General features: G+C 43.7%; 10 protein-coding genes and 2 tRNA genes. 1 reads left to right on the top strand and 11 read right to left on the bottom strand.

Annotation, left to right across the window (positions count from 1 at the left end; genetic code table 11):
• Positions 1–120: 120 nt before the first annotated feature.
• The 9 genes from ABLA85_RS17425 to miaB form a co-directional block, all read right to left on the bottom strand.
• A complete protein-coding gene (locus ABLA85_RS17425; RefSeq protein ID WP_367965604.1) occupies positions 121–846 on the bottom strand; it encodes an amino acid ABC transporter ATP-binding protein in 726 nt (241 codons plus the stop codon).
• The gene (gene gltK, locus ABLA85_RS17420) at positions 846–1,520 is read right to left on the bottom strand and encodes a glutamate/aspartate ABC transporter permease GltK (protein ID WP_367965603.1); all 675 of its coding nucleotides are present in this window, start codon (positions 1,518–1,520) and stop codon (positions 846–848) included. Before gltK ends, ABLA85_RS17425 begins: the two co-directional genes overlap by 1 nt.
• A 2-nt stretch (positions 1,521–1,522) precedes the next feature.
• Positions 1,523–2,263, bottom strand: coding sequence for an amino acid ABC transporter permease (locus tag ABLA85_RS17415; protein ID WP_367965602.1), 741 nt, complete (start codon positions 2,261–2,263; stop codon positions 1,523–1,525).
• 87 nt (positions 2,264–2,350) lie between these two features.
• Complete coding sequence (locus ABLA85_RS17410; RefSeq protein WP_367965601.1) at positions 2,351–3,238, bottom strand: glutamate/aspartate ABC transporter substrate-binding protein; 888 nt, start codon at positions 3,236–3,238, stop codon at positions 2,351–2,353.
• Between the two features lie 497 nt (positions 3,239–3,735).
• Entirely contained in the window at positions 3,736–5,265 is a 1,530-nt protein-coding gene (lnt, locus tag ABLA85_RS17405; RefSeq protein ID WP_367965600.1) for an apolipoprotein N-acyltransferase, read from the bottom strand.
• 10 nt (positions 5,266–5,275) lie between these two features.
• A complete protein-coding gene (corC, locus tag ABLA85_RS17400; RefSeq protein ID WP_367965599.1) occupies positions 5,276–6,154 on the bottom strand; it encodes a CNNM family magnesium/cobalt transport protein CorC in 879 nt (292 codons plus the stop codon).
• A gap of 131 nt (positions 6,155–6,285) precedes the next feature.
• On the bottom strand, positions 6,286–6,753 hold the full coding sequence (gene ybeY, locus ABLA85_RS17395) for an rRNA maturation RNase YbeY (protein WP_367965598.1): 468 nt from the start codon (positions 6,751–6,753) through the stop codon (positions 6,286–6,288).
• Positions 6,750–7,727, bottom strand: a complete 978-nt coding sequence (locus ABLA85_RS17390) for a PhoH family protein (protein WP_367965635.1) — start codon at positions 7,725–7,727, stop codon at positions 6,750–6,752. Before ABLA85_RS17390 ends, ybeY begins: the two co-directional genes overlap by 4 nt.
• 129 nt (positions 7,728–7,856) lie before the next feature.
• Complete coding sequence (miaB, locus tag ABLA85_RS17385) at positions 7,857–9,287, bottom strand: tRNA (N6-isopentenyl adenosine(37)-C2)-methylthiotransferase MiaB (RefSeq protein ID WP_367965597.1); 1,431 nt, start codon at positions 9,285–9,287, stop codon at positions 7,857–7,859.
• Between the two features lie 217 nt (positions 9,288–9,504).
• Here miaB and ubiF point away from each other — a divergent pair, with 217 nt between their 5' ends.
• Positions 9,505–10,692 carry a 3-demethoxyubiquinol 3-hydroxylase gene (ubiF, locus tag ABLA85_RS17380; RefSeq protein WP_367965596.1) on the top strand — a complete coding sequence of 396 codons (1,188 nt, stop codon included), beginning with the start codon at positions 9,505–9,507 and terminating at the stop codon, positions 10,690–10,692.
• A 314-nt stretch (positions 10,693–11,006) separates the two neighbouring features.
• Here ubiF and ABLA85_RS17375 read toward each other — a convergent pair.
• Both ABLA85_RS17375 and ABLA85_RS17370 read right to left on the bottom strand, forming a co-directional pair.
• A tRNA-Gln gene (locus ABLA85_RS17375) sits at positions 11,007–11,081 on the bottom strand.
• A 13-nt stretch (positions 11,082–11,094) separates the two neighbouring features.
• Positions 11,095–11,171, bottom strand: a tRNA-Met gene (locus tag ABLA85_RS17370).
• Between the last annotated feature and the right edge of the window lie 58 nt (positions 11,172–11,229).

Below are 11,229 nucleotides of genomic sequence, written 5' to 3'. Positions count from 1 at the left end.
CATAGCATAGCGGATAGGAATTGGGGCAACAACACTTGTTATAGGAAGAACACGGAAAATTACTGAATTTAGTCATGGTTTAAAGTCGGCGGTAACGTATTATCCGCCGACAGAGGTAAATTAGTGCAGGATCTTCGCCAGAAAATCGCGGGCACGTTCTGATTTAGGGTTGGCGAAGAACTCTTCTTTCTTGCTGTCTTCGACAATAGTGCCTTCATCCATAAAGATAACGCGATGGGCAACTTTTTTGGCAAATCCCATTTCGTGAGTAACAACCATCATGGTCATCCCTTCGTTAGCCAGTTCAACCATAACATCCAGGACTTCATTGATCATTTCTGGATCAAGGGCGGAAGTTGGTTCGTCAAACAGCATGGCGATGGGATCCATGCAAAGCGCACGGGCAATGGCGACACGCTGTTGCTGTCCACCGGAAAGTTGAGCAGGAAATTTATTGGTGTGATTTGCCAATCCAACACGCTCTAATAGCTTTAAGCCTTTTTCAGCCGCAGCTTGTTTATCACGTTTTAAAACCTTGACCTGAGCCAGTGTCAGATTGTCTATGATAGACAGATGGGGAAACAGTTCAAAATGTTGAAACACCATGCCAACTTTGGCGCGTAGTTGAGCCAGATTTGTGCCTTTATCATTTACTTTTGTTCCGTTTACCCAAATTTCACCTTGCTGGACAGCTTCAAGGCCATTGACTGTTTTTATCAGCGTGGATTTACCGGAACCAGAAGGCCCACAGACTACCACGACTTCGCCTTTTTTGACTTCAGTTGAGCAGTCATTCAGAACCTGAAATTGGCCATACCACTTGGATACATTTTTCAGGGAAATCATTAAATAATCCTTTTCTTCAAATAGTTAACCAGCATGGAAGCGGAAAAACTAATCACAAAATAAATAAAACCGGCAAACAGAACCATTTCAATCTGTGTGCCATCACGCTCACCGATATTGGCTGTTGTACGGAAAAAATCGGCCAGACTCAATACATATACTAGAGAGGTATCCTGAAATAATACAATGCCTTGTGTTAGCAGTAATGGGATCATCGCACGGAATGCCTGTGGCAAGATGACCAGACGCATGCTTTGCATATGCGTCATTCCCAGTGCTAATGATGCAGATGACTGACCACGGGAAATACTCAGAATACCAGCCCGAATAATTTCGGAATAATAGGCTGCTTCAAAGAGCGAGAACGCTACCATTGCAGAGATTAAACGGATATCAGTTTTTGGTGATATGCCTAGAACGTTTTGGACTAAGTTAGGCACAATTAAATAAAACCATAACAATACCATTACTAGTGGCACAGAGCGGAAAAGGTTGACATATAAGGTGGCAAACCAGCTCAGTACTTTAATGGAAGAAAGCCGCATAACTGCCAGAGCCGTTCCCCAGGCAATACCGATGATAATGGCTATTATGGTAATTTCAGCAGTGATGATTAACCCGTCTAACAACAGGGGAAGGCTAGGGATAATGGAACTCCAGTCAAATTGATACATTCTTATCGTCCCCCCATGTTGCCCGGCAAGCGTACTTTTTTCTCAAGCATACTCATTGCAAACATGATAACGAGATTGATACCAACATATGCCAGAGTGATTGCTGTAAATGTTTCATACGCATGCGCTGAATAATCCAGCAATTTTCCTGCTTGTGCTGCCATATCTACCAAACCGATGGTTGAGGCAATCGCGGAATTTTTCACCAGATTAAGCATTTCTGATGTCATTGGTGGCGTAATGACACGATAGGCATTAGGTAGCAGGACATAACGGTAGGTTTGTGGCAGGGTCAAACCCATTGCCAGCCCTGCGGCTTTTTGTCCTCGCGGCAACGATTGAATGGCGGCACGAACCTGTTCGCATACACGGGCCGCAGTGAATAGCCCCAGACAAATTACCGAGGAAAGGAAAAATTGGATATTGGGATCCAAATCCATCTTGAACCAATTACTCAGGTCTTTAGGCAGGAATTCTGGTACAACCAGATACCATACAAAAAACTGGACGATAAGAGGAATGTTACGGAACAGTTCAACGTAACAGGTTCCTAACCCTGCCAGTAATTTATTCGGAACAGTACGAAGAATGCCGAAAAACGAGCCGACAATAAACGCAATAATCCAGGCGCAGATAGAAAGAGCAATTGTCACCTGCAATCCAGAAATGATCCACCCAAGATAGGTGGTATTACCAAAAGGGGCTTCTTGCAGAAAGATGCCCCAATTCCAATCAACTGACATACACATGCTCCCTGAAGCATAAAAAAATGAGGTAGGGAACGACTACCTCATACCCGTCGTGCCAATAAAATCGGGATCTCCGGTTTATTAATTTAGAGACTTATCATTTGGTGATTTAAACAAAGCTTTCATTTCGTCTGGCAGAGTGAAGTTCAGGTTCAAATTCTTAGGTGGGATTGGCGCTCTGAACCAGCGATCAAACATTTTTTCTGCCCGGCCAGAAGTTTGTATTTCTGCAACAGTGTCATCCAGTAACTTTTTGAATTGAGGATCGTCTTTGCGCATCATACAACCGTAAGCTTCTTTGGATTGGGGTTCACCGACGATAATCCATTGATCAGGTTTTTTCGCTTTTGCACGTTCGCCTGCCAGTAGTGCATCATCAACCATGAAGGCAACAGCGCGGCCTGATTCCAGCGTACGGAATGAATCGCCATGATCTTTTGCACTAATAATGCGCATTTTCATTTTCTTTTCGTCATTGAGTTTATTCAGCAATATTTCAGAAGTTGTGCCTGCACTCACAACGACATTTTTTCCAGTCAGATCGTCAAATCCTTTGATCCCTGAATCCTTATTAGTCAGCAGGCGGGTGTTGACGATAAAGATGGTATTGGAGAACGCAGCTTGTTTTTGGCGCTCAGGGGTGTTAGTGGTTGAACCACATTCAAAATCAAAAGTACCGTTTTGTAGCAATGGAATACGGTTTTGAGAAGTGACAGGGATCAGCTTAACTTGCAGGTTGGGCACATTAATTTTTTTCTTAATTGCCTCCACAATTAAATTGGAATAGTCCTGGGCGTAACCGACAACATTCTGTTTACCATCATAGTAAGCAAATGGAACAGAAGATTCTCTGTGTCCGACAGCAACAACACCACTGTCTTTGATTTTTTTTAATGTTCCAGTCAATTCCTCAGCATGGGCAGCCCCTACTGCGCTAAGCAACATCATGGTTAAAATCAACTTACGCATACATAGCTCCTTCATTTGGTTGTTTTGCGCAACTTATTTTGTACAGTTTGTTGTGTACGATGAGTTTTCTACAAACTGCTTTGCGCAAAGTTGGGTTTGCTTGCACATATTGGTGTTTCTGTTTTTGTAGAAACGATTTTTTGAATTATTTTGTGTATGGGTTGTAAAAAAATAATTCATAATGTTACTTTTTTTAAACCATATGTTTTCATTTCGCGAGCTACTTCGCACTAAAAATAAACAATTTTATTTAAGTGTGATTTTGAGGTGAAGAATTTTTAATCTTGTTCACAGTTTCTATTTTTTAGGATCAACTATTTTATTGGGTATTATTTAATTTTATCTTTTATGAAAGCATTTATGTTTTGATATTAAATATGACGGGTAATATTTATTGAGGTTATCAAGGTGAGAAAGTAAAAAAATATAAGCCCAGTTAATAAATTAAATTTCTGGACTTATATTGGGTATTTTCTGGAATATCGCTAAATGATTAGCTAGATTTGGCGACGGTTGCTTATCAAACCGAATAAAATAAACAATACGGTTATTCCCCAGACTGGCCAATTACCGAATCGGAAATAAGGTGTAATACCACTGGCTGGTGTGACTTTAGTTGCCAAAACTTGACGAGTAAATTGTGGAATTTCGGCTTGTATTGAACCATCGGGTTTGATTACCGCTGTAATCCCGTTATTTGTCCCTCTTAACAGAGCACGGCCCAGTTCAAGGGAACGCATACGCGCCATTTGGAAATGTTGCCACGGCCCAATAGAACGTCCAAACCAGGCATCATTGGAAACGGTCAACAGAAATTCTGTATTGGGTTTGAAGTTATCACGGACCTGCTCGCCCAAAATAATTTCATAGCAGATTGCTGCGGTAATTTCGTGTCCCGCAACAGAAAGCTGAGGTTGGATATAATTTCCCTGGCTGAAAGAGGACATTGGCAGGTTAAAAAAGGGAGCCAATGGGCGCAGTAATGATGCCAGAGGAACAAACTCACCAAAGGGAACAAGGTGATGTTTGTCATAGCGGCTAATCGCTGGATATTGATAAGGAGTATTTTCTCCTAATACAATGATACTGTTATAGAATTTGTACCCATCCAGTGTGGGACGCGCATCGGGAATACCTGTAATCAGACTGGTGTTATGTTGTCTGAGCAGAGTATCCAGCTTGGTCAGAAAATTATTCTGATTATGTTCGTAATCAGGTATAGCCGCTTCTGGCCAGATAATAATAGGGACTTTGCCGATAAAAGGCCGACTATGATCCAGATAAATATCCAAGGTTTTCCCCAATACAGCGGGATCCCATTTTATTTCCTGAGGAATATTGCCTTGTATCAGTGCTACATCGGTTGATTTTTCCGGCATCAGGGTATACCACTGATAATGTCTCATTGGCCACGGCAGCAGTAATAAGATAATAGCAGCGATGGCAGATGAGCGTTTTTTATGAACGGCAGCAAAAACTAACAAGCCACTGCTTATCATTAGCAGGAAAGTGATACCTTCTACTCCGAAGATCGGGGCAACTGCTTTCAAGGGCCCATCAATCTGGCTATAGCCAAATTGTAGCCACGGAAACCCCGTTAATACCCAACTACGCAAAAATTCAGTGCATTGCCATAATGCAGGGCTGGCGATGATTAATCTCATCCCATTTGAGGTCGGGAAAAAGCGGTTAAGCAGACCGGCAAACAGGGCGGGATAAAGAGCAAGATAAGCAGAAAGCAGGATCACTAAAAAGATATTAATGGTGGTTGGCATACCTCCGAAATTTGCGATACTGACATAAACCCAGTTTATGCCACTACCAAACAAGCCAAGGCCCCAGCAGAAGCCAATAAAGAACGCTTGTCGGGTAGTCCGGTTAAGTGTCAGTATTTGCAGACCACAGAGAGAAACAAGGGCTGCGGGCCAGAAGTCAAAAGGTGAAAAAGCCAGTGTTCCACTGGCTCCGAAGAAAAGTGCCAGCAAAGCACGCAGCCGCTGGCAACTCATTAATGAGGCTTTGTTCATCCAGATCCTATTAATCTTTATCAAGGCTAGGAACTTCAGCATCATTCGGTATTTTGACATGAACCTGAATGATTTTCCGGCTATCTGCCATTGCTACTTTGAAGTGATAGCCATTGATATTGATGGATTCTCCACGGGAAGGCAGATGTCCAAAGGCCTGCATAACCAACCCGCCAATGGTATCAACTTCTTCGTCGCTGAAATTAGTACCGAAAACATCGTTAAAGTCTGCGATTTGAGTCAATGCTCGCACTGAATAAGTATGGCGACTCAAGGCACGAATATCGTTATCTTCATCATCATCGTATTCGTCCTCAATTTCCCCCACAATTAATTCAAGTATATCCTCAATCGTGACAAGGCCGGAAACACCGCCGAATTCATCGATAACAATTGCCATATGATAGCGTTGAGAACGGAATTCTTTCAGCAGTCGGTCAACCCGCTTACTTTCCGGCACCACGACAGCCTGACGCAACACTTTATCAATGCTGAAAGGTTCTGCATTCGTACGCATAAATGGCAGAAGATCTTTTGCCATCAAGATGCCTTCAATATTATCTTTATCTTCACTGATCACAGGGAAGCGAGAGTGGGCTGAATCGATAATCACATCCAGACATTCGTCCAGAGATTGATTTCGTTTTAAGGTAACGATTTGTGAGCGTGGGATCATAATGTCACGCACGCGTTGGTCAGCAATATCCATTACCCCTTCGAGCATCTCTCGGGTATCAGGGTCAATCAGATCGTTCTGTTCAGAATCACGGATCAGTTCAACCAAATCGTTACGGTTTTTCGGCTCACCGTGAAAAATCTGATTAAGAAGTGCAAAAAAGCCTTTCTTAGGACTAGGGCTATCGTTACTAGAAGGATGGTCGTCGCTCATGGCGTTTTAATTAAAATTCCTCATTAATTAAAGTTAGATACCTGTCGTCTTTCAGGTAGCAGCTTTGTTGGCTGCATCCTGAAATCTATAGGTACGGATCGTAATGTTTAACATAAAAATGTTCTTAGGGGTTATTCTTTTTCCGCAAGATAAGGATCAGGATAACCCATTTTTTTTAGGATTTCTGTTTCCAGAGATTCCATTTCTTCCGCTTCTTCATCTTCAATATGGTCATATCCAAGTAGATGGAGACAGCCGTGAACTACCATGTGTGCCCAGTGCTCTTCAACAGTTTTTTGTTGTTCTTTCGCTTCTTTCTCAACAACCTGACGGCATATAATCAAATCGCCGAGTAAGGGCAGTTCCACTTCGGGCGGAGCTTCAAATGGGAAGGATAACACATTGGTTGGTTTGTCTTTCCCGCGATAAGTGAGGTTTAATTCGTGGCTTTCTGCCTCATCAACCACACGGATTGTCACTTCACTTTCAGCCTGAAATTGCGGCAAAACGCTTTCCAGCCAACGTTGGAAAAGGACTTCCTCAGGAAGTCCTGTTGGGATTTCACACGCGATTTGTAAATCTAATATAACTGAACTCATTGCGCTTCCTGTCTGCGTTTTTCGTTAAGCGCTTGTCTGCGTTTTTGCTCTGTAGCTTCCCATGCTTCATAGGCGATAACGACTTTGGCAACTACAGGGTGGCGAACCACATCTTCGCTATGGAGGAAATTAAAACTCAGCTCGTTAACTTCCGACAAGACTTCCATTGCATGGCTCAAACCAGATTTCTGGCCTCTTGGCAGGTCGATCTGGGTTACGTCACCAGTAATCACCGCCTTAGAGTTAAAACCAATACGAGTCAGGAACATTTTCATCTGTTCGATGGTAGTGTTCTGACTCTCATCAAGAATAATAAAAGCATCATTGAGTGTTCGTCCACGCATATAAGCCAATGGAGCGACTTCAATAACATTTCTTTCGATCAGCTTCTCAACTTTTTCAAAACCCAACATCTCAAACAGGGCATCGTAAAGTGGACGTAAGTAAGGATCAACTTTTTGGCTCAGATCACCCGGTAAGAATCCCAGTTTTTCTCCGGCTTCAACCGCAGGACGGGTAAGAAGTATCCGGCGAATTTCTTGCCGCTCTAGTGCATCAACTGCTGCGGCAACGGCCAGATAGGTTTTACCTGTTCCTGCTGGCCCGATCCCAAATGTAATATCATGGTCAAGGATATTAGCAATATACTGTGCCTGATTAGGAGTACGGGGTTTTACAACACCCCGTTTGGTTTTGATATTCACGGCATTGCCGTAGGCAGGTACGCTTTCTGCTGACTGTTCCAGTACGCGACTTTCTGTGATTGCCAGATGGATCTGTTCAGGTTCAAGATCCGGTATCACGCCACGTACAGGTGCGGTTTCGACATAAAGGTGGCGTAATATGCTTGTTACTGCACTGACACACAGTGGCTTGCCCACCAATTTGAAACGATTGTCGCGGCGGTTGATCTCGACTCCCAGGCGACGTTCAAGTTGTTTCAGATTGTCATCAAGTGGGCCACACAGGCTCATTAGTCGCTGATTGTCTGCGGGTTCCAGAAAAATCTCTTGTGTTGCTACTTGTGGGTTTATCTGTGTCACTGATTATCTCTATATTAGGGCCTGTCAAGACTGGCCTATTTGTTAAAGTTGACCTATTTTTTAGGGCTGATAAATGCCAACGCCGATTTCGTCTTCTTTACGGGTACGGGCAATCACTGACGCAGGCGATTCATGGATACGTAAATCCATTTCATCTTCGGTACAGATCACCTTACCACGCAGGGAGTTGGCATAAACATCAACAATTTCGACATCAACAAATTTACCAATCATATCAGGTGTACCTTCGAAGTTAACCACGCGATTGTTCTCAGTACGGCCAGAAAGCTCCATGATATTTTTGCGGGATGGGCCTTCAACCAAAATACGCTGTGTGCTGCCAAGCATGGCGCGGCTATAGCTCATAGCTTGTTGGTTAATACGCTGCTGGAGCAGGTACAGGCGTTGTTTCTTCTCTTCTTCACTCACATCGTCTGGCAAATCAGCCGCAGGCGTTCCCGGACGTGCTGAATATATGAAGCTGAAACTCATGTCGAAATTAACTTCGGCAATCAATTTCATCGTTTTTTCAAAGTCGTCTTGTGTTTCGCCTGGGAAACCGATGATAAAGTCAGAACTGATGAGAATGTCAGGGCGTGCTTTACGCAAACGGCGAATAATGCCTTTGTATTCCAGCGCGGTGTGGGCGCGTTTCATCAGGGTCAGAATACGATCAGAACCACTCTGGACGGGCAAATGCAGGAAGCTAACTAATTCCGGTGTATCTTCATAAACGGCGATAATATCATCAGTAAATTCGATTGGATGGCTGGTGGTGAAGCGTATACGGTCGATACCATCAATAGCCGCAACCAGACGCAGTAATTCTGCAAATGTGCAGATATCCCCATCAAACGTTGCTCCACGGTAAGCATTAACATTCTGGCCGAGCAAGTTAACTTCACGCACGCCCTGGGCCGCAAGTTGGGCAATTTCAAATAGGATATCATCGCAAGGACGACTGACTTCTTCCCCGCGGGTGTAAGGAACCACGCAGAATGTGCAGTACTTATTACAGCCTTCCATGATAGAAACGAATGCAGTCGGACCTTCAGCTCGTGGTTCTGGCAAACGGTCGAACTTCTCGATTTCAGGGAAACTGATATCAACAACAGGGCTGCGAGTGCCTTTTACATGATTAATCATTTCTGGCAGACGGTGCAGTGTTTGTGGTCCGAAGATAATATCAACACTAGGTGCACGCTGGCGGATATAATCTCCTTCCTGAGAAGCAACGCAACCACCGACTCCAATAATGACTTCAGGGTTTTTATCTTTCAGCCCCTTCCAGCGTCCGAGTTGGTGGAAGACTTTTTCTTGTGCTTTTTCACGAATTGAACATGTGTTCAGGAGTAAGATATCTGCTTCTTCGGCGACATCGGTTAACTGATAACCGTGAGTGGTTTCCAGCAGGTCGGCCATCTTGGATGAATCGTATTCGTTCATCTGACAGCCCCAGGTTTTGATATACAGTTTTTTTATCGTCGACATTTTGTGTATCCGGTGTTTTCAGTGAAATAATGCATCAACACTGAAAAGCGTAGTGTATTAAACCTGCGTATTGAATACAGTGTATTTAGCATCATAATGTTGCTGGCTATTGTAGTCATTTGAGACACCAGTGACCAGACTGTAACACCGGATATTCACAGCCGGAAAGGGAAAATTCCGGTACACTTTTAATCAAGAGGTTAATAATGTGATGAATATGAATAATCCAAAACAAAAATTCGATATTGTTGTCGTTGGTGCAGGTATGATTGGTGCAGCAACGGCATTGGGGTTAGCACAAGAAGGCTGGCGTGTTGCATTATTGGAACACCAGGCACCACAACCGTACCATGCAGCTCATGAACCGGATATTCGTGTCTCTTCGGTTAGCTGCGCTTCTGTGAATTTATTGAAACAGCTAGGGGCATGGAAAAATGTCTTACAGATGCGTAGTGCACCTTATCGGACTCTGGAAACTTGGGAACAGAATGACTCCAACGTGATTTTCGATGCAGAAAGTCTTGGTTTACCGGAATTGGGGTACATGGTAGAAAACCGTGTTTTGCAGCTAGGATTGTGGCAGGAATTTGAACAGCATCCCAACCTCTCGCTTCTCTGTCCAACTGCATTGAAATCGATGCATCGGCAATATGATCATAAAACATGGCGGGTTGAATTGACTGATGGTACAGAATTAAACACACGTTTAATTATTGGTGCTGATGGTGCCCGCTCGCAGGTTCGGCAATTGGCTGGTATCGGTAGCAGAGGATGGCAATATCGTCAGTCGTGTATGCTGATTACAGTCAAAACTGAACGGCCTCAGCAAGATATAACATGGCAGCAATTTTTTCCTTCCGGCCCTAGAGCCTTCCTGCCATTGTTTGAACAATGGGCTTCATTAGTGTGGTATGACTCTCCCGCTCGTATTCGCCAGTTGCAGGCGATGTCAATGACACAACTTGAACGGGAAATATTTCAGGCATTTCCAGCCCGTTTAGGCAAAGTAACGCCGGTTGCCACAGGGTCGTTTCCTTTGATGCGCCATCATGCCAACGATTATGTACGCGAAGGTTTGGTTTTACTGGGAGATGCCGCTCATACTATTAACCCATTGGCGGGGCAGGGGGTTAATTTGGGCTATCGGGATGTTGATACTTTGCTTAATGTATTGATCAATGCTAAGGACTTGCATGAAAAGTGGGAGTCTTTGGCAGTTCTGAAACGCTATCAATGTCGCAGGATGCCGGATAATTTGGTCATGCAGGCGGGAATGGATCTCTTTCATACGGTATTCAGTCATGATTTGCCGGGATTGAAAACCATGCGTAATCTGGCATTGATGGCAGCACAACGTTCAGGTGCGATGAAAAAACTGGCGCTAAAATATGCGTTGGGCGTGTGATTGTTGTTTCTTGATCGAATATTTTTGGATTAAGTAGTGGTGCTATCGCTTTCAGTGCGCCTTGATAATGTTGTTCAGCACTGGGCGTTTTTCCCAAAACGCTTTCAGTGATGCAACGGATATTATTTTCATAATCTTCGTGGTAGTCCCGAAATGGGACTTCGGCAAGTATTTATTGTTTAATCTATGACCTGCCATATTTTAATAACATGTATTAAGTGTTGTTTGATGAAGATATAGGGGAAATTTAGTGGCAGAAAAATAAAAAAACCACCTATCGGTGGTGGTCAATTCAGTTAACACTTTGAAAAATCTGGCTGGGGTACCAGGATTCGAACCTGGGAATGCCGGAATCAGAATCCGGTGCCTTACCGCTTGGCGATACCCCAACTGAATTTTAAATGGTGGCTACGACGGGAATCGAACCTGTGACCCCAGCATTATGAGTGCTGTGCTCTAACCAGCTGAGCTACGTAGCCATTTACGTTAACCGTAAATTTTATGAAAACATTCAGGAATATGGCTGGGGTACCTGGA

The sequence above is a fragment of the Xenorhabdus sp. SGI246 genome (genome assembly GCF_040838225.1).
Classification (GTDB): domain Bacteria; phylum Pseudomonadota; class Gammaproteobacteria; order Enterobacterales; family Enterobacteriaceae; genus Xenorhabdus; species Xenorhabdus indica.
This window is presented reverse-complemented; position numbering and strand designations above follow the sequence as displayed.